Raw genomic sequence first — 24155 nt, forward strand, 5'->3', positions numbered from 1 at the left:
AGCTTATGGTTTTCTGAAAAATAGTTTTAAATGGCTGAACAAGATTGACTTTAACCTGAACATGGTTACCTTTGGGTTGAGCCGAATATGACAACAAGGTTGAAAGATGGATCGTGAAAACACTGCTGTTGATAACAGCCCAATACATGCTATTACACAAACAACTACCCGCTTTCAATTTGCCCATTGGCAATTTTTTAATGACAAAGATGAACTGCATGATATACAAGCTCAGTCGGTGACTAAATTAGAGCCACAAGTTGCCCGCCTTTTGACTCTATTGATCACCCAACAAGGTCAAGTTATTACCAAGGAAACCCTGAACAAACTACTGTGGCCAGATACCATTGTAGAAGCCAATAGTCTTTATCAATTGCTCACTAAGCTCAGAAAAGAATTACAAGACAATGCCAAGAACCCAAAATACATTAAAACTGTGCCTAAAAAAGGCTACTTGTTTCTACCTTCTGTGTCACCGATAGAGACACAGGAACAGACACCTCTGGCCACCACCCAAAACTTGATCACCACAAGTCAGATACCTAGCTCAAAAGTAAAACTATATAAATCTCTGCAGGTACTGATGGCGAAAAAGCGCAACTGGGCGCTGACCCTGTGTGCCGGGGCCTGCTTTAGCACTATTGCATTTTTGTCTTCTGCACCGGATAAAATAGAACCTACTCAATATGAACGTGAAGATATTACCTATGAGCTGGGTGTCGAATTTAATGTTGCCGCGCATATGCAGCTAGATCTGCTTGCGTATATTGAGCAATTTAATACTTTAAAAATCACGACCAAAGCAGGTCAAAACCAATATTCTCAAACTTTTGATACCCGCATTGCGCACCCAACTTGGCATCCAGATAAAACAAAACTGGCATTTTGGCAGTACCAAAATGATATGTGCATCTTGCATATCAGTGATGAACAAGCGCGCAGTTTACATAGTAGTTCGCCCATCCCATGTCACTTGATACGCCCACCTGTTTGGCAATCTGATAACGAATTGATCTTAACCATTAGTGACAAAACAGGAAGCAGTGCTTATTTATATCGCATCGAACAACAACAGTTAGTCAAAATCCCATTACCCCAAAAACCTGAGGAGAGTTATATTGGCGCAATCCGCGCTTGGGAAGAGCAAGTTTACTATGTCATTGTAGATGCCGACCATCATTCTCGGTTGGTCAGCTTAGATGGCAATATTCATATGACTTGGCCATACCCTCTGTGGTTGTTTAACTTTGACCCAGCTAAACAAAGTATTATCAGTAACGATGGTAGCGCTCACCACAACTTAGTTGCGAAATTGAGAAACGGTCAAACGTACCCTGTTTTTGCCACTTCGCAAGGGATGTTTACAAATTTGTCTATTGATAAAAATGGAGACATATTCACAGCTGCGGAAACCTGGCAAGTGAATATTCGAGATCAAGATAACCTGCCCATTTTTTCTAGCTCAAGTCACGACTTTCTCCCTGTCACAAATCCATTGGGTGAAACCGTATTTATGTCCCGTCGAACAGGCCAATGTGAGATTTACTTGCACGCCAACAACCAAGTGAAGCAACTGTCTTTCCATAAGGGATACAAGTACGTTAACTTTTTAGCTTGGGATCCGCTATTTAGTAAGATCCTTTCAAATAGAGACAATGAATTAGTACTTTATAACCGAGAAGATGTCATAGTCAGCTTTGACAGTCAGCACACCAGCGCTCCCCTTCAATTTGGCTGGCTTGATGCGCAAAATATTTGGTCCAGTGATACAGAGTTTGTACACACCTTTAACTTGGATGGAGATCTGCTGAGAAAAACCAAGTTTGCTTCTGATTTTTTAATTTTTGATACCAAGCAACAGCTCTGGATAGTGCTACAAGGCAACAAACTATTTCAATCACAGTCGCTTGCCAACTTCAACGCGCAAAAACAACTTGTATCAGAGCTACCCAGCGATGCCGTACACATGATTAAAAACCCACGGTTGATTAATGATACGCTTTATTGGCAATCTACTTGGTCAAAAACAGACATCATCTGGAAATTGCCGTTAACTGCACCACACCAAGTTACAAAAATAAAGCAGGAACCGCTCATTTGGCATTATGATATTGCTCCGGATGGCGCACTGAGAGTTGCTAAAATGGAGTCTGTTGAAGCAGATATAAAACGCATTAAACCTCAACCGAAAAAAACCTAACAATAAGCCCTTCAAGCCAGCTGCAATCAGCTGGCTTGATAAACTTACAAATCAGCATAGCCCAGCCCCTTCTCCACAATCATTCCACTTTTTCATGATAAAAATAGCATGATGTAATTAAAAATAGTGAAATAAACATGATGCGCTCTAAGTATTTGGTATTATCCATGCCTTTTTTGCTTACTGCCTGTTTAGACAGCAGTGACAACCAACTTGATATCATAACGCCCGAAGAAACTGTGCAAGTCGATACAGTGCCCAATGTCGCGTTAACTGAGATCAAAACCCCCCAACATACTCTGTACCAACCAGGCCAACCTATCTCACTGGACTATTCAATTAGCTCAGAGTTGTTAGAGACTCAAAACATTGGTGTTACCTTTATGGCAATTCCAAAAGACAAAGTCGCGCAGCTTGAAACAGAAGATAAACCCGAAGGTTTCAATCTTGGTGTACATCACATTGCTCAACTAGAATCAGGTACACAAAGCTTCACTGCATCTTTAATGTTTCCAAACCAGCAAATGCCCAGTGGAGAATACTTAATCGGTGCGTATGTCGACAGTGCAAAAATAATTGTCGATGAAGCAAATCTAGACGACAACCGTTCACGCGGTCATGCTGACAATGATCTAGTCACCTATGCTCAAATCACGATGGATGCCTCCCATTATCATGACTTCGTCCTTGATAAAGCCACTGTTGGTGACGGCTTTGCGATGTTTCCAGATATAGGGCAGCGCGAAACTGAATCTGAAGGTAACCCTAGCCAAAAACACTCAGATATCATCGGTCATATCGACGCCAGTAAATTTGGTAATACTGCAAACGCAGCTGATGTCACTGCTGAAATCATCATTGAAGACCAAGCGTATACAGCGCACTTTTGGCAAGAAGGCAAAGAACATTACGCTGAAAAAATGCGTATAACATTTGCCCAATTTGAGCAAAGCCACTACTTCCCATATGACATTGCCATCAATGGCGCACTTTTACATAAAATCCAACAGGCATTTGATCCAAATTCGAGTGAAAATACGCTGGATATTCGCTTTACACTCCACGATACCTCAGAATTTGATGAAGCGGATACCAGTAATAACGTCTTCACACTTGAAGTCCCCTATAGCCTATACAAAGATACGACACCAAGTGATGAGTTACTCAAAAAGCATAATTTACCAACCAATGCCACTGCATCGAATCGCGCTGCTCGTGGTACTCCTACAGATGAAATGGGGTTGACTATCAGTCAACAAACCTCAGATCAGTTTGTGCTTTTAGACCTGTTTGGCAACACCTATGGTGATAAGTCCAAAGTTGCTGTTGTACCTAGTTTCCTATCACTTATCATTTTAAAGGCCACTGACGGAGGATATGCATGGGCATCATCTGGTGGTGGTTTCGATTTGTATATGTTTGATGACAGCGTCAGTCTTTTTTCCGCAGGGGCCAGTGGTATTGCCGACGGTGCAAATGGCACTCTTAGTTACTCAATGGGTGTATCTCTTTTAGGCAAGTCTTTGATCGCTGAATCCGACTCTGTAACGGCCTTGGATGAAAGCTTTAAACACGATTGGAGCGAGGAACAAAAACTATTTTCAACCACCTTTACCATAGCCATTGTTCCTGTAAGCGTATCAGCTGGTATCAAGGGTGAAGTGGGTGTTGGTACAGAGTTAAAATATGCCGATCAACGATTTAGCATTGGCGGCGATATACTTACTGCCAGCTTAGACGCCTATGCCACAGCTGGCATAGATTTGTTGATTGCCAGTGGTGGCATAGGCATCGACTTTTTAATTATTTCAGAGACGCTGTCTGCCACTGCCTACACAGACATCAGCAAAGCTATCAGCGATTCAGAGATAACCTACGGTATTGATGTCAGCAATCACATGAAAGCCATCGAAGGTGAACTCTACTTGTGGGTTAAATACCCAGGCTATGAATTCTGTTGTTCATTCCCAACCAAAACAGCAACAAAAACCCTCTATGACACAGGTGCTTTGTATAATAAAACATGGCAAATGCTGGACTATAGCGACAGTTTTAAATTTTAACCGAGTAAAGTATGAAACGGGCAACCCCTTTATTACTTTGCACATTAACACTGCCATTTGGCAGTGTTAATGCCAGCCAAGAGTGTGCGCGCTGGGGCGAATTTTCTACGCATGCAAGTACAAAGATGACCACACTCTCTGCACCAAGTCAAAATAAGCTCTCTGTTACTAGTGATCTGGTTTTCAGACCACTGCTCAAAGACGAAAAGTTTTATTGGCTAGGTTTGCAATTATCGTCTGCTGAATTACAGCTGGACAACACCCCAATTCAAGCTCAATATTATCGCGTTCCTTTTGCAGTCAAAATTGCTGCAACATCTGGCGATATTTTAGATTACCACTTTGGTGCCAAGCTAAAACCAGAAGATGAACAAAAACTGATGGCAATTTACCAACAGTTTCATATTGAGCATCTCAAGCAGTATGATTTACAGTCACCAAAAATTATTCAAGAAAGCGACAATTTAGGCCGCTATCGAGTTCAATATCAGACGCTGGCTAACAACGCCATTCAAAAACAAAAACTCGATTACACCTTAACTACCCAAGGCACTCAGTTGTTTGCATTTAAGAAACCGCAAATAAAACAAGATTTATTCACCTTCAAGACCTCAAACTGCTGGATAAGTGAACTGCAAGGGTATAATAATACCGTTGTTGAAAGTGATAAAGGCGATATCAATATCAATGTTTCTCAAACCATTCGCTATACGCAGAAACAAGCACCTATCCCCACTGACATCGCTTTAATGTCTTTGCCACTTGCGCCGGCTAAATGGCCGATATTGCCGCTAAATAGTGTATACCCAAAGCCGCGTCCAGTGCCGCTAGATAATGCCAAGGCATTTACCCACTTACTGTTACAAAAAGATCTGCAAGCTCTATCAAGCGATGTCCTTTTACAATTGCTATATGACAATCAAATTTACTTAAGCGCACTGCACAATTTGATCAAGCAAGGGGCATTTGCAGACAAACAACTAAGTCGTTTATTGCTCATGATAGGAAAGAGCGACTTTGACTATGCCCATCAATTACTCGCGGATCTATATCTCGATACAGAACTGGATGCCAACCAGCGTTTTCGCAGTTTAATGGCTCTCAAATACAGTGAACAACCTCTGTCGCCTGAACTAGTTGATAAGCTATACAGCCACATAGATAGTTCCGAGTTAACCGCAATCGATGAAAAACTCGCGCGTACAGCACTGATGGTACTCGGTGTAATAGCGAGTAATCAAACTGGCAGTGAGTTTGCGCAATCACTGACAGAATCATTGGCTGATAGACTCATCACCACACGAGACACTAAGAAGCAGGCAACCTTGTTAACGGCATTAGGGAATAGTGCCGACCCAACACACCAAGAAAGCATCTCAAAATTCTTAAGCAATGATGACGCCAAGCTTCGTGCAACGGCTGCACAAGCCTTAGGCAATATGCCCAATGAGATCAGTTTGGGCTACTTAGAGAAGTCACTACAAAGAGAGTCTAATCAGCAGACACAGCAAGCATTGATATCCGCTATGGGTAACAATCAGTTAAATGAAACTCAAGTTAACAAAGTACTCTTGTTTGCACAAAAGCAGCAAGACAATACCGTCCGCGTCGCTGCGATCAACGCCGCTGCAAAGCAAATTGGCCACAATCAAGAAGTCGTCGATAAGCTTAAACCACTACTTAAACAAGAACGTGATCAGCAGGTGCTCAGAGCGCTTATGAGCGCCATTCACGGCAATAACTAATGCAACAAAGGGCAAGGATGCTCTTTTCTCTTAGCCCTCACCAATCTCTCCTTAAGGCCAAAGAAAGCGATTCTACTGGCATAAAGTAAAATTACAGATATGTATCAAAAGTATAAATGAGAAAAAAGGGATTTCAGAGATATAAGATTTATAAGAAGACTTAGCGAATGCTACGAGACATAAATGGCGGAGTGGACGGGACTCGAACCCGCGACCCCCGGCGTGACAGGCCGGTATTCTAACCAACTGAACTACCACTCCGCAGTGGTATGTATATGTTCTTTAAGATATCAAATGGCGGAGTGGACGGGACTCGAACCCGCGACCCCCGGCGTGACAGGCCGGTATTCTAACCAACTGAACTACCACTCCGCAGAGATATCTTTTTACGCTAAATGGCGGAGTGGACGGGACTCGAACCCGCGACCCCCGGCGTGACAGGCCGGTATTCTAACCAACTGAACTACCACTCCGCAGTAAGCGTATTGTCATATTTTTTTGCTAAAACACTATAAAGCCAAATGGCGGAGTGGACGGGACTCGAACCCGCGACCCCCGGCGTGACAGGCCGGTATTCTAACCAACTGAACTACCACTCCAAGTGATTTAGCTTGCTTCTTTACTTAAATGGCGGAGTGGACGGGACTCGAACCCGCGACCCCCGGCGTGACAGGCCGGTATTCTAACCAACTGAACTACCACTCCAAAGAAGCAATGCACATAATATGTAAGCGGTTGGCGGAGTGGACGGGACTCGAACCCGCGACCCCCGGCGTGACAGGCCGGTATTCTAACCAACTGAACTACCACTCCAGCTTACATCGCGATACAAAATTAAATGGCGGAGTGGACGGGACTCGAACCCGCGACCCCCGGCGTGACAGGCCGGTATTCTAACCAACTGAACTACCACTCCGCGATAACTTTGTATCTCACTGACAAGGTGTGCTCCCTGACAGCGGCGTGAATAATACGAATGACCCCTTTCAGAGTCAACTATTTTTTTGAAAAAAACTGTATTTTTAACGAGAAATGCCGTTACTCGATGAAAATTACGTCACCTTGTATAGAACTCAATCAAAAAGTAACATCGCGATATGTACTCACATGACATTATCGCAATACATTGTATCTATTTATCGTTTGTCTTCAGACATAGATAAATTTAAAACATCCCCAGAGTCAGAATCTTTATCCGCAGCCTTCTCCCCTTCTTCATCTAACTCATCAATATCCATTTGCGGCTTCTTCTTTAAAAACGGAATTGAAGTAGGTAATGGAATCGAGAATTTGATCGGCTTCTTTTGTACCAATACACGAATTGCCAACCAGCCAAGCAATAACACCAACAAATTGCCAATCAACACAATTGTAACGATTAAGCCTGTATTAGCTTCTGGTTCTTTCGGTTCTGGTTCACCTAAGAGCTCAGCAGGTGAAATAGGCTTCGTCAGCTCAGGTACCTTTTCGATGGGACGCTCAATTTCAAAGTTATAATCAGGGATCGCCGCCATAAACTCACGACCATTGATATTTTCCCCAAACGCAGACAGTTGAATGCTGTAACGACCCCAGTCATAGTTCTTTATTTGCAACTGTCGATAAAAACGCTCAGCTTCATTGAGGGTAAACAACTGCTCTTCCCCATTTGGGTATAAAATTTTCCCCTGCAAGATAACGGTTTCCGGCTTAACAATTTCCCGGTCTAATTTGATAAGTAGTTCATGTTCAAACTCTTCGTCATCGGCCAATTGCAGCTCAAAGCTAAATGGTGGCTCTGCAATGACAATTGGCTCCTTAACAACCCGCCTTTTTAAAATAGGGGTTTCAATAAAAAATTCGGGTTGCCACTCCCCTGCCGGAAAAACCAGCTTAAACTCGCCAGTAAACACGCCATCTAAAGGGCGTTCATCAAAATCACGACCATCATCTTTAAATTCAGTGACGCTTTGGGTACCGGCTCCAAAATTAGCATACTGCTCGTTATTGGTGCTTACAAATTCGACATATAAAGTGACGACATCGCGAAAATATCCGACATCAATTGGCTTGCCATCATTGGTTACCCGTCCATTCACTTTCAACATTTCACCGCGAAACAACATGGGTGGCAATGGATCTACAGCCAGTTCAATCTCTCCAAGTACCATGATCCGGCTATCTTTTAGGATCTGCCCTAGTACCTGCCATGGGCCAGGCATAGGTTTATCTATAATAATAAGGTCATAGCTGATTTCGTCGTACCACTCCAATGCCTCATCCTTAACGGCGTGAATAGAGTAAATCTTGCTGCCATCAGGGCGAACTAATACAACGGCGGGCGCGCCGGGGGCGCGAAAGAAAAGTAATGTAATTTTGTCGACGTTATGGTCAATTCGAAATCGATTGTCTAGCAGTGGAATTTCATTTGATACACCATCGCGTTTGAGTACGGTAATATCTGGTGTTTCAGCGTAAGCTTGCCATCCTACAATTATTAACAACACTGCTAAGCAAATTCGCATTTATGTTACCTCGTTATTGTTGCCATAAGCTTTGTCCACATGCCTTGTTGACGATTTCCATCCTATCTTGATGTGCCAGCTCTTCATCCTCACTTGCATGGATCACGCGCAATTTAGGCCTATCCGCTGCTAATCGCCGGATCCCGCCTGAATTCTCTTGTTGCCCACCTTCAAGTTGCTGAGCCAGGTTGAGTTTTTTCTGCCCACCAGTCATTGCTAAATAAACATCTGATAAAATCTCAGAATCCAGCAATGCGCCGTGAAGAGTACGTTTTGAGTTATCTATATCATAGCGTCGACACAAGGCATCTAGACTGTTCTTTTGTCCTGGATGCAACTTACGCGCCATTACTAATGTATCAAGCACCTCACATACATCATTGGTGGTAGGAAACCCTTGATTCAACATTGCAAATTCGTGATCCATAAAACCGACGTCGAACGGAGCATTGTGAATGACTAACTCAGCCCCTTCAATATAGTCTAGAAACTCTTGAGCAATTTGGTGAAAGTATGGTTTGCCACGCAAAAATTCATTTGTAATACCGTGAACATCAATGGCTTCTTCTTCGATGTCTCTTTGCGGATTTATATAGACATGAAAGTTATTGCCCGTAAGACGCCTGTTAACCAATTCAACACATCCAATTTCGATGATCCTATGTCCGGCCTTGGGATCGATGCCGGTGGTTTCTGTATCCAGAACAATCTGACGGTTTACCATGGTTTATGATCTCTGTAATTCATTTCTCAGTTCAAGTGCCCATATTAACCCACTTTTAGGATTATTACCTAGCCCTCAAGGTATAACTATATACAGAGAAAACCTAGCAAGTTAGGTTTAAAAACATTTGGCCGAATAATCTCAAACGATAAGTAACAGCCACTTTTTCTCACCGTTTGCCCAAAGAACATTCCCTTACATTTCTCTGCATCCCCAATAATTTTCTATCTATTGATGTATCGCATCAAAATGAGCCCGTCCACAAGCCGCCCTCAATTCTATTCAATGAGTAACTCTAAATTGAAGCTCAAATCGCTGCTGGTGGTCGATATTTGCCGTACTTCCACGGCTAAAATATTTTCTCGTTTCAACTCAAATTGGCCGTTGAGTACCACTTCATACCAACTATGCTCAATAAGCGAACCGGATGCGAGCTGAGTTTCTGTATGGGACGCTTTTGGCAAAAACTGCCGATGTACTTCTTGGTTGTTAAGATATACGCGTGCGCCATCATCCACTAACAAGCGTAATATGATGCTATTTAAAGCTAGCTTGGTATCCCAGCGAAATTTATGTCGAAAGTAGTGCACAAGAATAGGCTGACCACTGCGCTCTTTGGCAATAAGCGTGTGCTCATCCCCTTCACCAAAACCCATTTGCGTTTTTCCTAACGCCCAACTCGAATCGTCAAATTCAATGCTTGCCCAGTTACCGGTAAGAGTTTGGGAACGATCGTAATATTTCCATTCTGAATTGACCGGTATAACAATACTTTGAGCATTGGCAGCCGAAATAAACAAGCCAAGCCAGCACAACACGAGGAAATTAAAAAGATTTTTCATACGCATATTACTTTGCAGTTCGGTGCCTACACCCTACCCGATTGATATTAATAAATAAAAAAACTCATTAGTTTATATCATGTTATATCTACCTTTATCACCAGCAATGTTTCAACTTTTCGAACAAAGTAGTGGTGGGCTCGTTATTCGCCCATGACATAACAAACAACATTACAGGTTCAATTAAGATGAAAACAACATTGAAGAGTATCATTTTTACGGCAAGTTTATTGTGTATACCAATAGCTGCTGTCGCGAAAAATTTAACCCGAGGGCCATATTTGCAAATGACAGGGGAGGACCACGTCACCATTCGCTGGAACACCCTTCAAAATACATCAACAACACTTCGCTACGGCAAATCGTTGGATAAACTAAATGTCGTCACCAGTGAAAACCAAACGACCAAAAATCATGAAATTACACTGCAAGATTTAGAGTCTGGGCAAAAGTACTTCTATGCTATTTATGATGGCGACAAACTATTGAGTGGCGCAGATGAGCACACCTATTTTCATACAGCTCCGGTAAAAAATACTAAAAAGAAAACCCGAATATGGGTGCTAGGCGATCCTGGTCGCGCAGGAACTGATCCCAACACCAATGCCCAGAAAATTGTTCGAGATGGCTTTTTAACATTCTCTGCTAATCAAGCGCCAGACTTTTGGTTGATGCTCGGTGATAACGCATACAATGACGGCACCATTGTCGAATATGACCACGCTGTATTTGCTCAATACCCTACCCTATTAAAACAATCGCCTTTGTGGCCAATTATGGGAAACCATGACAACCGCTCTGCCGACGTTGACACCCAAAATGGTGGGTTTTACGACTTATTTACGCTGCCAACACAAGGGCAATCTGGCGGTGTTGCATCTTCACATGAAGCGTATTACTCATTTGACTATGGCAATATTCACGTCGTTGTTTTGAACTCATCGGATCGAGAGCACTACAAAGAATCCGACACCATGCTGGAGTGGTTAAAACGGGACTTAGCAGCCAACAACAGTGAGTGGCTGATCGCCACTTTTCACCACCCAGTCTATGGAAAAAGCGGCCATGACTCCGATAAAGCAGAAAATATGATATACATGCGAGAACGATTTTTACCGGTACTTGAAGAGTATGGTGTTGACCTAATCATGGCTGGCCACAATCACTTTTACACGCGCTCAGTACTGATGGCCGATCACTATGGCATGTCAAACAGCTACGACCCATCAAAACACGTCATTCAAGGTGGTAGCGGCCAACTAGATAAAGAAGGTGCCTATACCAAAAAACGAGGCCAAAAAGGGGCGATATTTATCACCCATGGGGCGGGCGCAGGAAGTGGCCGAGGATATGCAAGATTAGTTCGAACTGATGAAATTACTGAAGAGAAACGCCATCCTACTGATTATATCTATGGTGGTCGAGGCTCTATTGTATTAGATGTTGAAGACTCAGTGCTCACCGCAAACGTGATCGGGCCACAAGGTGATGTTGTCGATTATTTCACATTAAAGCATAACAATGGTGATGACCCTATCAATACTCCTCCACAAGTAAAGATGCAAATACCTACCCAACTAGCTATTTTTGAGTCTGGTCTTTTCTCCAGTGAAGGTTCTTTCGATAGTGATGGCAGAATTGCCGAGTACCTGTGGCAGTTTGGAGATGGTAATAGCAGTTCTTTGGCCAATACTAGTCATCAATATAGTCGCGCTGGAAATTATGCTGTCAGCCTGACAGTCACTGATAACCAAGGCATAAGCTCAAGCACAAACAGTCGAATTTCTGTGCTTGCATCGTCGGACACTGAACTTAAACCTAACCAGCCAATAAAAGTTTCTGGTGACACAAAAGAAGCCATACACTTTTTCTATGAGGTTGAAAATACTGAAAAGTCACTGACAATATCAATTTCTGGCGGACAAGGTGATGCCGATCTTTTTGTCAGAAGAGCTATGCGCCCTACCAACACTGAATTTGACTGTCGTCCCTACAAAAACGGCAACTCCGAGTCTTGTGAAATCACAGACGTCCGCACTGGGCTCTATTATGTCATGATCTACGGCCACAAATCATTCACAGATGTAGTCCTAACGGCAACTCAAGATCAAATAGTGGCTCCTGCCCCCAGTGCGGATGCCAACGGACCTTACCAGGCGACACTTGGCACGCCAATCCACTTTAGCAGTGCCGGCAGCACAGATCCCAATCAAAGTGAATTGACTTACCACTGGGATTTTGGAGATGGAAAGAGCAGCACACTGGCGTCACCAACCCACACTTATGAACAAATTGGCGAGTACGCAGTGTCACTTACCGTGTCGAACACTCAGGGGATCAGCAACTCAGATACCACATCAGCACATATTTTAGCCCACAATGACCTAGTTGATAGTTGTGCACAAGGTACGGCTCCCAAAGCCGAAGGCAGACTTTTGCTCAATCAAACTTACTGTTTAGAAGAGCAAAGCCGTGCAGGACAATTGCAATATCAATTCTATGCCAATGACCAAGATGTAGGTAAAGAGCTACTTATTAAAATGGGGCATGGTAGTGGCAATGCAGATCCACTCTACAGATATGCAAAGCGCCCTGATCAACAACAGTGGGATGCTCGTGACACCAGTCCCGGCAATGCTGCTGAATTGAAAGTTAAAGCAATTCAAAAAGGCTGGCACTACATTCACATCACCACAGAGGAAAGTTTCCAAGATGTGTCATTGCAGCTGTCTATACACTAAATGAAGTAAACTGCGAGTCTAGTGAGCACACTAGACTCATCCCATTTAGGCTTGTCAAACAAGTGCTGCGCGCAACTGCCATGACAACTTAGGAGGCTTTGGTTTGTTAATTAGCAAACAATGGCGTTCGCTTTCCCTGCATATCTGCACGCCAGTACCCATCTTTTTCAATAAAAAGTAATTCACCTTTTTGACCTAGTTTGATACTGCTATCTACGCCAATTACTTTACCATTGTGGCGACTAATCACCGCTTTGTGAGAGGTATGTCCTACAATAAAACGGTTGGCAGAAAATCGCGCCAACAACGGTGCCAATTGCACTTTGTGTTCTTCTGAGAAAAAACCTCGGTGCCAGATCGGACCTTTTCTGCCATGTAAAAACGCCCCTAATTGTGAACGCTTTTTCGAGCGAAGTTCTTGCTCCACCAGCTCTTCTCTAAAAACTTTATTGATGCCTTCCAGCCCGATATCATATTTTAGAGTCTCGTGATGAAAGCCACCGTGTAAATATACATTGTTATTAATTTTAATCACCACGTTTTTGGAGCGTAACCACAGCCCCAATACACTATCCTTAGAGAATAGTTGATCAAATGGCTTATTCATTAACGACGCTGTCTGTTCATATTTTTTATGTAAATACCTCAAATCGCCATTGAGCACCATAACTTCATGGTTACCAAGCAAAAAGTGGACTGCCCCACCGGACTTTGCCGCTTCGCTTTCTAGCCATTTGATATACCATAAAGACTCTGTTACTTGACTGCCTCGATCAAAAATATCACCGGTAATTACCAAGTGACCCTTGCCAAATATCCAGTTGCCATGCTGATCAATCACTTTATTTGCTTTTAAGAGTTGCATCATCAGCGCATGCTGACCATGAATATCGCTCAGCGCAACGACAGGAAATGTGCCTGAATATACAGTCTCTGTTGGCGCGTTAGGCACTAGGCTCAATTTCATACTTCGACCACAAAAGTCGATTGTTTTGTCTTCTTTTATAAGAAACGATTGTTTTTTTCCTTGGCAAACTAAATCCGCCCGATAACCGTTTTTATCAGGATAAATATACGGACCATCATTAAATTTAGCCACAGCCATAAAAGACACTAACACACTTAAAATGGCCAAAAATAGATTGCTTTTGTGACACATATTTCTCTCATCATTGATTTGGATATTGAACTTGCTGAGCCATTCGCTCTTTTAAACTCATACAAAAGGCACACTTAAAGTACCAGCTAACGAATTGAATCTCTAGAACCGCAGTTCCTCGAACGAAAAAATAAAACCATAAAAATCATAGTGTTGAATATTTATTAGGTTCTATCATGTAATATCATGGAGTAATTCACAGCATAGGAAGGCAAATTAGTTGAAAAACAACTGTCTATAAAAACTTATACATTGCATAAACACCATGAAGAAATTAGCCAAGACCAATCTCGACTACCAAAGCGCATACTCAACGGCAGCCAATTATTGCCTAATTATGATAAGCTCAATATTCGATTAAAATAATTATTTCAGCTGGTTATGGCAAACCCTAGACACACTATTCTCGATCACTTTAAAGTCAATGATTGGGCTATAGATTGCAAAAGACTAACTGCAACGCGTGCACAAACAAAGGTAAGGTTAGAGCCAAAAGCTGCGCTGATCTTGCAATATATGGCCGCTCGCCCAGGTGAGATAATTGGCAGAGAAGAGCTATTCGATACGTTTTGGCCCAACCAAGTCGTAACCGAAGACGCCCTAAACCGCGTCATTTCTACATTACGAAAAACACTCAACGATAGATCTACCGAGCCGCAATATATAGCAACAATACGTAAATCAGGCTACCGCCTAGTCGCTGATGTAAAACATATTGCCCCACCTTTGCGGCACAACAGGACAAAAAAACTAACGGGGATATCGATTATACTGTGTGGTTTGCTGCTGATTACTGCGCTCATATCAAGTTACTCTTTTCAACCCCAGAAGCCGCTTAAACCACTCTTAAATGGCGAGTTCAAACGACTGACTTACAGTACTAAAGTAAAATTGACGCCGCACCTTAGCGAAGATGCCTCACAATTAACCTACGTAGAATTGAATAAAGAGGCCACCAATACACTTGTTTTAATGTCAGTGAAAAGCAACACCAAAACCTATTACAACAGTGCAGACACCGAGTTTTCATTTCCAGTCGTCGCCCCCCAAGCAAACTCAGTGTTAGCAGTTATAAAACACCTAAACAAAGCTCAACCTTATGCGATCGCATTAATCGACTTTGACAAAAAAGCGATCAAGCGACTTGTTGAATTGAACAGTGAAAGTTTAGGGTTAAGTCATCATATTCAAAGTAAATCCGTCGTGTTTACTCAAAGACGAGTGCCTTTTTCCACACATCAGGTAACCCTATTTGACCCTTTATACTCCTCAAATAAGCAGCTGTCCTCACCACCTGATGGCTTTTCAGATAGACAACCCATCTTTTCGCCTTCGGGACAAAAAGTGGCCTTTATTCGTACTAAAGCTCCCACCGAACACGCTATTTTTACCGTTAATTTAGATGGACAAGAAACACAGCTTACTGAATACCACAGCCATATCGCCTCTTTCGACTGGTTCAATAATGACAATTTGCTGTATAGCAATGAGCAAGGGCTATACTCAGTCACCGATTCAGGTGATACTCACGAATTACTAACCCCCATACCCAATCAGCAAGTTGCTTTTACACAAGCGGCCTCCGATGTAAGCAAGTTATTACTTTCATTTCAAAGCACTAGTTCAATTGGACAAGTCATTGACAATACTGTTGGTGATAAAGCGCTACCAGTTACTTTATCCAATGGTTCAGACAGTGAATTTGCAATCAGTCCAGATGCCACCAGAATGGCTTTTGCCTCAACCCGCGAGGGCCACAAAGCCTTATGGCTGAGACACAATAATCAACTAAATAGTGTCAAGGGCTCTAATTTTAATGATATTTATGATTTAACCTGGTCGAAAAACAGCCAGCTCTTAGCAGCATCTGTAAAACGCAATAATCAATATGGAGTGATGTTTTATGATATCAGTTCACAAAAGCTAACCGTACATTGGCGCGATACCTCTCCTTTGCACGTAATAGGTTGGGATAGTAATAGTCACATTTGGTACTCAAAACTAATCGGAAGCAATTGGGCTTTGACCCAATTTGATCCTATTAAAAAAACAATTATCGAACACCCCAAAAAACGAGTTTATCAGGCGAGGTTTACTCCCAACAAACAACACCTGATTTACATCGATGCTCACAAGCAAACTCTCTGGAAATGGGACCTCAAAAATAACCTCAAAGAAATTTCAATCCCTCACAATATGAAATTAGATAGAAACTGGGATGTCGATTCCCGTGGTGTTTATTATATTGGTTCAAATGGGCAGTTAAATTACTACAATATAAACAAAGAGATAGACAAAAAAATTGTGCGTCGCATTGGTGCATTTTCTCCTAAATATAGACCACAATCGCGTCTCTATGGCTTTGTGGGCACACATGAAGTGATCACCCAAAGTGACTTTTGGCTGTCAGACTTAGCTTTCAATGACCCATAAAGACAGAGTCAGTATTTTTGCATCCTCAGTTTTAGGTCAATGCCCTACACAATACCCATCTCGATGAGTTGAAAAAGCTGATTTTTATTTTTAATCATATCGCTTACAGCCTAACTTTGTTAAGGTTAGCGCCTATCAGCCCAAGCTACACTATACAGGCAAATTCGTGCAAAAAATCGTAGAAATTTATACTGATGGCTCTTGCCTTGGTAACCCAGGACCTGGGGGATATGGCATCTATATGAGTTACCAAGGCCATGAAAAGCAATTGAGCCAAGGTTACCAGCTGACCACCAACAACCGTATGGAAATGTTGGCCGCGATAGTTGCGTTAGAAACACTCAAGCGTCCCTGCCAAGTCGTCCTTTATACCGACAGCCAGTATGTTAAACAAGGTATTGAATCTTGGCTTGCAAACTGGAAAAAACGCAATTGGCAAACCGCTGCTAAACAACCTGTCAAAAACGTCGACCTATGGCAACGCTTAGACGAAGCAAGTCAAAGGCACAACATTGACTGGCGCTGGGTTAAAGGTCATGCGGGTAACAAGTATAATGAACTGGTCGACGACTTAGCGCGAGATGCTGCATCTCAAGACAAATTACTTGAAGATATGGGCTATAAGCCACAGGATTAAGGCATCAGTCTTGCCGACTTCGGGAGTGCTTTAACCTCGCGCCTTTGACTGCTGGCGTCCACTTTGGCCTTGCATGCCACTTTGGCTTGATCGGTGTTAAGGGGGCAACACGCTTACGTGCAACCAACATATAAACACTCCCCATTGGCTTTAAATAGTGACGACAAAACCTCCGCCATGGCGCAAATCGAGATAGTCTTGATCCCCTCGCTAAAGAAGCGTGGATAAAGCGCTCGTCAGCAATTATCTCAAATCCCAATAAGTTCAACCAATCTTTGACCCTTGAAGGCGTGAAGAAACGCCCTGACCAAGGTAGCTTTTCGCCGCTAAATGGTAACATATGTGCCAGTCCACATAAGCTGAAGGGATTGAATCCCGTTATTACGATATAACCACCTGGAATTAAAGTTCGATGTGCCTCTCGCAATATATGATGCGGATCCGAGTGATATTCTAGACCATGGGATAAAATACATGCATCCACACTGTGCTCATAAAAAGGCAATTCATCAATCTCGGCTATCACCCCAGCGTGCGGGCCACTGGGCGAAATACAGACTTGGTGATCTATCATGCTATCTGATGTATCAAGCTGACCACTTAAACAACCTAGCTTAAGCATGTGATACCCAAACATACGAGGCAACCAGCGTGCCATACGACGTTCAATACCTGCTTTTAGATATTCTCCATGTGGAAAATCTTGCCAAGATTGGGGTTTAGGCCCTTGCTGAAAACTTAATGCTGGTTTCATCCCGTACGCTCGTTATACTTGTTGACACCTTCACTTTATAGAGCAATGAGTTATGGCGCAAGTTGAACCTATCAAGGCCTTCAACGACAATTATATCTGGGCGATATGCAATGCACATAGTCCAGAAACTTGGGTCGTTGATCCTGGGCAAAGTCAGCCCGTTATCGAGTTTTTAACCACCCAAAATCGCCCACTTTCAGGTATCTTGATCACTCATCACCATTGGGATCATACTGATGGCGTTGCAGAGTTACTATTACAATTTCCTGATATTCCTGTATATGGCCCAAAAGATTCAAAATTTACCGGGATAACTCACGCCCTATCGCCAGACGATACGCTAACTATAGCAGATATCACCTTTAAAATAGTACACACCCCAGGTCATACACTGGATCACATCTGCTATGTCAATGAGCACTTGGCCTTCACTGGAGATACGCTCTTCAGCGGTGGGTGTGGTCGCCTGTTTGAAGGGACTGCAGAGCAAATGTGGCACTCTTTGCAATCACTACTGCAATTGCCTGATGCATGCCAAATTTACTGCACCCATGAATATACGCTAGCTAATTTGGCGTTTGCTCACGCCGTAGAGCCAAACAACAAGTTTCTTGAAAAACATATTTCATGGTGTCAACAACAGCGGGGCCAAGATTTACCAACATTACCAACAAACATGGGGACCGAACGCCAAATAAATCCGTTTTTAAGGGCTGAGCACGAGACGATCTTGGACCATTTGCCTAAAAACTTCCAAGGTCCCACCGATACTACCTGGCAAAAGTTTGCAAATCTGAGACTGTGGAAAGATAGTTTTTAAGGCCAACCACTGTCACTGTGAAAATGAGCTCGACATCTTTACTGTGACAGATACAAGGAGCGGTCAACGCCCTTTAAATTAACAAAAGCGTATAGTCCTGCTATTGCAAATAGCATAACATTGCTATGGACAAAATTACACTCACTTTTCAATTGCCTCAGATAAGGGTAAAATTGACGGGTTTTTGCCCGACAAAAAGAGATTTATGAAAAAGCCACTGCTGATAATTGCAATTTTAAGCTTAATAACAGGCTGTGAAATAACGCAAACTAAAACGCAACCTCCACAAACTGAAATACGAGATCACGCCAGCCCTTCACAGATCAGTGATGTGTTATCTCATGCGATTCAAATCCCTATTGAAGCTGATGAACCACCGCCAGTATTTGACGATGTGTGGGAGCGGATCCGCTATCAGTTGTCTATCCCAGTGCCTCAAAACCGACCTGTTGTGGCAGAGAGAAACTATTACCAACGCCATCAAGCTTATTTAGACCGTATATCAAAGCGTGCAGAGCCCTATTTGTACTTTATTGTCGAAGAAGTAGAGAAGCGCCAAATGCCTATCGAAATAGCATTACTACCTATTGTAGAGAGTGCTTTTGACCCTTTTGGTTACTCCCATCGCAGCGCATCTGGTATTTGGCAGTTTATGCCACAAACCGGAGAACGATTCGACCTTAAGCAAAACTGGTGGTATGACGGTAGACGTGACATCGTACAATCAACTCGCGCAGCCTTAGAGTATTTAACTTACCTTCATAAAACACTTGATGGCGACTGGCTCAATGCCATTGCTGCCTACAACTCAGGTGAAGGTCGTGTTATGCGCGCAATTAGGAAAAATCGTAAAAAACACTTACCGACTGACTTTTGGTCATTAGATCTACCGCGTGAAACCACTGCATATGTACCGAAGCTACTCGCTCTGTCTGATTTATTGATGCGCCAAGAAGAGTTTAAGGTGACATGGAATAAAATTATCAATGCGCAGGTTGTCGATACAGTGGAAGTTGGTACACAAATTGATTTGGCGCTAGCTGCTGATATGGCAGGAATTTCCTTGACAGAATTATATCGTCTCAACCCAGGTTTCAATCGCTGGGCTACGGATCCAAAAGGTCCTCACAGTTTATTGTTGCCCACAGATAAAATCGCCCAATTCAAAACAAAACTTGCCAACACTCCGATGCAAGAGAGATTGCGCTGGCAATACTATACCGTGAACCGCGGTGATAGCCTCTCTGTAATTGCGAGTAAATTCGATACGAGTCCATCTGCAATTCAAACGCTCAATAAGCTAAATAGCCATATTATTCAAGTTGGACAAAAGTTGCTTGTACCGCTGAGCGAAGGGGAACTGAAAAGTGAGCACCTGCCAGCATCAGTTAGGAAAGTAGCCAATCAATCACAGCAAAGTAAATACACACACACTGTAAAAAGTGGTGATACACTTTGGGATATTAGTCGCGAACATGATGTTACAATCAAGCAGTTAGCCGCATGGAACAAGCTTAAAACGAGTTCCGTACTGAAGCTAGGTCAAAAGCTGAGTATTTATAAGTCTCAGCCCAAACAGAAAAACTCAGGGCTGCAAAGTACTGAGCGCACCATTACCTACAAAGTCCGTAAAGGCGACTCTTTGGCGCGTATCGCAACCAAGTTTAATGTCTCGATTAAAAATATTATTAAGTGGAATGATATTGCGGGCCAAAAATACCTTCACCCCGGTCAGAAGCTCAAGCTAAAAGTTGACGTCAAACGCAGCTAGAATAATTAAAAAGGGCCTAATGCAAGGCCCTTTTTAATTCAAATTACAATGCTGCAACCCATTTTGTCAGCCAAGGCTCTACGGCTTCCCAAGGTTCAAAGTACTCACCGGCATCCACATCAAGACGAGGTTGCACAATGCGCGCATTTAACTCTTGGATCAAGGCATCAATTTGACGACCTGCACCACAATACGTATCTCCATAACTGCTGTCCCCCAGAGCCACCACACCGACGTTTTTATTCGTTAACATTGGCATTTGTGCTTGCATCTGAATAAACAGAGGATAAAGGTTATCCGGTATATCACCTTGTCCGGTAGTAGAAGAAACGAATAACGCGTGCTCTGCAGATTTAACCTCATCAATGGTGGCTGGATCTGCTATGTTTACTCGATGGCCCTGCGCTGTTAAATGTGTTTCGATTTGCGTAGCCAAGTTTTCTGCATTGCCATATACACTGCCTACGAATAAGGTGATTGATGCCATTACTGATAATCCTTCTCGGTTGATGGCCAGCCTAGTTGATGGCAGATATTCAACATCTCCTCACCTAGATTGGCTCGAATTAAAATAGGTTGTTCAGTATAAGGATGAAGAAACTTTAGCTCAGTTGCAAATAACATCAGTCTCTGCAGTTTAAAATGATCACGAAAAAAGTGATTGTGTTTGTTGTCACCGTGATTAACGTCACCAATAATGGGCGTAGATAAGTGGTTTAAATGGCGGCGGATCTGGTGTTTTCGACCAGTTTTAGGGTAGCACTCCACCAGTGAGTAACGAATGCTCGGATACTTACCAAAAGGAATATCTAAACTGGCTTTGTGCAAACACCTTACTAAAGTTTGTGCTTCTTGAGGTGCTTTATCTTGATCTGCAAACTTGTCAGCAATTTTGTCCAATTGCTCTTTCAATGGTTTATCAACAAAAACCTCATCTCGACTAAAACCACGAACTAATGCAAGGTAACGCTTTTGGATAGCGCCTTCTATGAAAACCTGATTCATATCTCTTGCAGCTTCAGAACTCAAAGCAAACAGTAGCACGCCACTTGTGGGTCTATCCAAGCGATGTACTGGAAACACATGCTGCCCCAATTGATCTCTGAGCATTTGCATTGCAAACTGTGTTTCTCGTTTATCCAAGAAAGAACGGTGAACCAGCAAACCGGAAGGCTTATTGATGGCTACATAATTTTCGTCTTGATAGATGATCTCCAACATACGTTACTGCGCTCCATTTGCTATCAAAGCATCTAACTCGTTGAGGCAATTAAATAGAGCCTGCTGTCGTGGGTGTCCCGCAAAAGCAATATCACACATAGGTGAAATGGCGATATTTGTCGGCAGCGGCTGGCGATTGACTACCATCTCGTGGATCTTTGGAATAAATACAAATTGTAGCCATTGCTCAAAGCGTAATGTATCACAACAAAATGGCTGTACCGAAGCCAATGCTTGGCTATCAACTGGCTCAGTTTGCCAAAGGTGAGATTGTTTTAGCTGTTGTTCTAATTCAGCAAGGTGTTGTAAAACCGCTTGGCTCACTTTAAAGCTCCCACTTTTATTATCTAAACCCGGAGTATATCATTGCTCAAGATTAAGCACATTTATCATGGTGATGAATGCGCGTCTATCTGCGGCTATCCCCTTACTCCTCGCACTAAATACCGTTATAATTGCGGCCACAGTAATCTTTCGTGAGCAGACAATGACGACACATATTTCTACCTTAGGTGAACTTTTAACTTCAGCAGGCACACAATGGCGTGTATATGACATTGGTCGTCGCATTACGAAAATAGACAAAAAGCAATTCGACCAAATAGAAAATACTCAGGTGCCGTATCCATACCCGTTAGGAGGTCACGCTTTGCTTGCAATCCAATTTTGGGACAACCAAGCGACACTCGATCCCTATGTGTGGTTTCTAAAGTTTCCACTTGATGAGCAAAGCAAACTAAATATTGCCAGCAGAGATCACTTTGCATCCATGGTTCTTGAAGCATTGGGTACACAATTGACAGGCGAGGCAGCTCAGGGCAAGCTTGATAACAATCCTTATGTGTATACGCCTAATGCCAACAAACTTGCTGCATTTAACGCCTTGATGAAGTGTGAGCTAAAACGTCCCGCTTCTAAATACTATGAAACGGTCGAGCACTACTTCACAACGCAAGGACAAACAGATTGGCAAGGTCTTGCATTACAAGGACTTGCTGATTTCGCAATGCGATTGCCTCATAGTCAAAACCAAGCAAATTTAATCGCCTTGTGGCCAAATTTACCTGAGCAAGTCCAGAGCCCACTTGCCGCCATGCTTGAACATGTCAGTATCTCTACGGAACTGACTGAAAACCTACTGCGAGATCTAGACAAAAGCGTATCAAACAAACAACTTTACGGGGCTATTAATAACTTCAGAGCTATGTCAGGAAGCCACGGTTTAGGCCTGATCGCACAAGCAGTAGATAGCTTGCTGCAATCAGAGTTAAGCACAGAAGCAGACATCTTATTGACGATAGCGGGGCGCGGTTGGGAAACGTTAACCGATCCAGATAGGCTGTATATGTTTATGGACAAAGCAGCCCAAAACAATCAGGTTGAAGGAATTTTTGAAAGTATTTTCACAGACTTGGTTGCAATTCCAATGCTTCGTCCTCATGTATTAGGTTTACTTCGTGCGCAAAACCGTAGCGAAACACTGTCACGGGCAATTGGTAGGCTATTTTCATAAATGATAACACTTTGGCTATTTATACTTATTATTTCTACATGTGGCTTTTTTTGGTTCAGTCGGCAAATAGCCGAAGCTGCGCGTGAGCACGCAGCTCAACAAAGTGAAAAGCTAAATGTGCAATTACTCAGCGTCGCTTGCCAAAAGCGTCGCTTGGGTGTACTTAAGAATGGTCAACTGGGTATAAAAAGTGAGTTCCTATTTGAGTTCAGCTCAGATAGGGACAATGCATACAAGGGTACACTGTACTTAGAAAATCAGATGTTGGTTAAGGTAGATGTGCCACCGCACAGAATCATAGATTAAAGAAAAGATAATACTGATATACTGATGAGATCAAACAAGGAAACTAAGGCGCAACCCTTTTTGTCACGCCCCAATCCGACGATATCCTTTTGAGGTATCCGCTACCTCTGCCTACAACATACAAGCAAGCCGCCAACATTCATCATCCCCTGAACGGGTATACATCCAATCACACCCGATCTTCTTCCCTGCCTTCATCCAGCGTGTATCCTACACTCATTCCTCTTACGCAGTGTCCTTATGCGTTCCAATCAATTCCCTTGGCACATCCTATGCCCGTACATCCTATGTCCAAGTATTAACTTGTTCCTTAAATACCTTTTCCTTAGGCTATCCTATCCTTTTTGACATTTCCTATGTCTGCACATCCTGTGCTGTATCCTTTGCCACCTTGGCTCCTCTTCGCCTAATCCGTCGGCGCTCCTATCCCTTTTGACATTTCCTATGCCTGCACATCCTGTGCAGTATCCTTTGCCACCTTGGCTCCTCTTCACCTAATCCGTCGGCGCTCCTATCCCTTTTGACATTTCCTATGTCTGCACATCCTGTGCTGTATCCTTTGCCACCTTGGCTCCTCTTCACCTAATCCGTCGGCGCTCCTATCCCTTTTGACATTTCCTATGTCTGCACATCCTGTGCTGTATCCTTTGCCACCTTGGCTCCTCTTCACCTAATCCGTCGGCGCTCCTATCCTTTTTGACATTTCCTATGTCTGCACATCC

18 protein-coding genes and 7 tRNA genes are annotated in these 24155 nt (G+C 43.0%); 10 read left to right on the plus strand and 15 right to left on the minus strand.

Features of this window, described 5'->3' with window-relative positions; translation table 11 throughout:
* Positions 1-106: 106 nt before the first annotated feature.
* The 3 genes from N483_RS15045 (at position 107) to N483_RS15055 (ending at position 6008) form a co-directional block, all read left to right on the plus strand.
* Positions 107-2200 (plus strand): winged helix-turn-helix domain-containing protein, encoded by a 2094-nt coding sequence (locus N483_RS15045; protein ID WP_023401190.1) that lies wholly within the window; start codon positions 107-109, stop codon positions 2198-2200.
* A 167-nt stretch (positions 2201-2367) separates the two neighbouring features.
* Positions 2368-4263: a hypothetical protein gene (locus N483_RS15050; RefSeq protein WP_036977064.1), complete on the plus strand. Its 1896-nt coding sequence runs from the start codon at positions 2368-2370 to the stop codon at positions 4261-4263.
* A gap of 11 nt (positions 4264-4274) precedes the next feature.
* Positions 4275-6008 (plus strand): HEAT repeat domain-containing protein, encoded by a 1734-nt coding sequence (locus N483_RS15055; protein WP_063383358.1) that lies wholly within the window; start codon positions 4275-4277, stop codon positions 6006-6008.
* Positions 6009-6192: 184 nt separating this feature from the next.
* Here N483_RS15055 and N483_RS15060 read toward each other — a convergent pair.
* The 10 genes from N483_RS15060 to N483_RS15105 form a co-directional block, all read right to left on the minus strand.
* Positions 6193-6269: transfer RNA gene (locus tag N483_RS15060), tRNA-Asp, on the minus strand.
* Between the two features lie 34 nt (positions 6270-6303).
* Positions 6304-6380: transfer RNA gene (locus N483_RS15065), tRNA-Asp, on the minus strand.
* A gap of 24 nt (positions 6381-6404) precedes the next feature.
* A tRNA-Asp gene (locus N483_RS15070) sits at positions 6405-6481 on the minus strand.
* A gap of 49 nt (positions 6482-6530) precedes the next feature.
* Positions 6531-6607: transfer RNA gene (locus N483_RS15075), tRNA-Asp, on the minus strand.
* 29 nt (positions 6608-6636) lie between these two features.
* Positions 6637-6713 (minus strand) — tRNA-Asp (locus tag N483_RS15080).
* A gap of 31 nt (positions 6714-6744) precedes the next feature.
* A tRNA-Asp gene (locus N483_RS15085) sits at positions 6745-6821 on the minus strand.
* A gap of 26 nt (positions 6822-6847) precedes the next feature.
* Positions 6848-6924, minus strand: a tRNA-Asp gene (locus N483_RS15090).
* A gap of 220 nt (positions 6925-7144) precedes the next feature.
* Positions 7145-8512 carry a TIGR03503 family protein gene (locus N483_RS15095; RefSeq protein ID WP_023399634.1) on the minus strand — a complete coding sequence of 456 codons (1368 nt, stop codon included), beginning with the start codon at positions 8510-8512 and terminating at the stop codon, positions 7145-7147.
* A gap of 13 nt (positions 8513-8525) precedes the next feature.
* On the minus strand, positions 8526-9236 hold the full coding sequence (gene dnaQ, locus N483_RS15100) for a DNA polymerase III subunit epsilon (RefSeq protein ID WP_023399633.1): 711 nt from the start codon (positions 9234-9236) through the stop codon (positions 8526-8528).
* Between the two features lie 278 nt (positions 9237-9514).
* Complete coding sequence (locus N483_RS15105; protein WP_036976373.1) at positions 9515-10078, minus strand: hypothetical protein; 564 nt, start codon at positions 10076-10078, stop codon at positions 9515-9517.
* Positions 10079-10266: 188 nt separating this feature from the next.
* On the opposite strand from N483_RS15105, the gene N483_RS15110 reads away from it, so the two are divergent.
* On the plus strand, positions 10267-12819 hold the full coding sequence (locus tag N483_RS15110) for a PKD domain-containing protein (protein ID WP_023399631.1): 2553 nt from the start codon (positions 10267-10269) through the stop codon (positions 12817-12819).
* A 106-nt stretch (positions 12820-12925) separates the two neighbouring features.
* Here N483_RS15110 and N483_RS15115 read toward each other — a convergent pair whose 3' ends face one another.
* Positions 12926-13978, minus strand: coding sequence for a metallophosphoesterase (locus N483_RS15115; protein WP_023399630.1), 1053 nt, complete (start codon positions 13976-13978; stop codon positions 12926-12928).
* A gap of 381 nt (positions 13979-14359) precedes the next feature.
* On the opposite strand from N483_RS15115, the gene N483_RS15120 reads away from it, so the two are divergent.
* The gene (locus N483_RS15120) at positions 14360-16411 is read left to right on the plus strand and encodes a winged helix-turn-helix domain-containing protein (protein WP_023399629.1); all 2052 of its coding nucleotides are present in this window, start codon (positions 14360-14362) and stop codon (positions 16409-16411) included.
* A gap of 166 nt (positions 16412-16577) precedes the next feature.
* A complete protein-coding gene (gene rnhA, locus N483_RS15125; protein ID WP_023399628.1) occupies positions 16578-17048 on the plus strand; it encodes a ribonuclease HI in 471 nt (156 codons plus the stop codon).
* 4 nt (positions 17049-17052) lie between these two features.
* Here rnhA and N483_RS15130 read toward each other — a convergent pair whose 3' ends face one another.
* Complete coding sequence (locus N483_RS15130) at positions 17053-17802, minus strand: class I SAM-dependent methyltransferase (RefSeq protein ID WP_023399627.1); 750 nt, start codon at positions 17800-17802, stop codon at positions 17053-17055.
* A gap of 52 nt (positions 17803-17854) precedes the next feature.
* Between N483_RS15130 and gloB the strand changes: the two genes are divergently transcribed.
* Complete coding sequence (gloB, locus tag N483_RS15135) at positions 17855-18622, plus strand: hydroxyacylglutathione hydrolase (protein ID WP_023399626.1); 768 nt, start codon at positions 17855-17857, stop codon at positions 18620-18622.
* Positions 18623-18827: 205 nt separating this feature from the next.
* Positions 18828-20393: a LysM peptidoglycan-binding domain-containing protein gene (locus N483_RS15140; protein ID WP_023399625.1), complete on the plus strand. Its 1566-nt coding sequence runs from the start codon at positions 18828-18830 to the stop codon at positions 20391-20393.
* Positions 20394-20436: 43 nt separating this feature from the next.
* Here the strand turns inward: N483_RS15140 and N483_RS15145 are convergent, their stop codons facing one another.
* Genes N483_RS15145 through N483_RS15155 form a run of 3 tightly spaced genes read right to left on the minus strand, consistent with a single transcriptional unit; the run spans position 20437 to position 21938 of the window.
* Positions 20437-20880 (minus strand): flavodoxin, encoded by a 444-nt coding sequence (locus N483_RS15145; protein ID WP_023399624.1) that lies wholly within the window; start codon positions 20878-20880, stop codon positions 20437-20439.
* The gene (gene truC, locus N483_RS15150) at positions 20880-21614 is read right to left on the minus strand and encodes a tRNA pseudouridine(65) synthase TruC (protein ID WP_023399623.1); all 735 of its coding nucleotides are present in this window, start codon (positions 21612-21614) and stop codon (positions 20880-20882) included. The genes N483_RS15145 and truC overlap by 1 nt, the downstream gene beginning before the upstream one ends.
* 3 nt (positions 21615-21617) lie before the next feature.
* Positions 21618-21938 (minus strand): YqcC family protein, encoded by a 321-nt coding sequence (locus tag N483_RS15155; RefSeq protein ID WP_023399622.1) that lies wholly within the window; start codon positions 21936-21938, stop codon positions 21618-21620.
* 163 nt (positions 21939-22101) lie between these two features.
* Here N483_RS15155 and N483_RS15160 point away from each other — a divergent pair, with 163 nt between their 5' ends.
* Both N483_RS15160 and N483_RS15165 read left to right on the plus strand, forming a co-directional pair.
* The gene (locus tag N483_RS15160; protein WP_036976375.1) at positions 22102-23127 is read left to right on the plus strand and encodes a DUF3549 family protein; all 1026 of its coding nucleotides are present in this window, start codon (positions 22102-22104) and stop codon (positions 23125-23127) included.
* Positions 23128-23433 (plus strand): DUF3301 domain-containing protein, encoded by a 306-nt coding sequence (locus N483_RS15165; RefSeq protein ID WP_023399620.1) that lies wholly within the window; start codon positions 23128-23130, stop codon positions 23431-23433.
* The last annotated feature ends 722 nt before the right edge of the window (positions 23434-24155 follow it).

Origin of the sequence: Pseudoalteromonas luteoviolacea NCIMB 1944, assembly GCF_001625565.1 — a bacterium.
In the GTDB taxonomy this organism is placed as follows: domain Bacteria; phylum Pseudomonadota; class Gammaproteobacteria; order Enterobacterales; family Alteromonadaceae; genus Pseudoalteromonas; species Pseudoalteromonas luteoviolacea_F.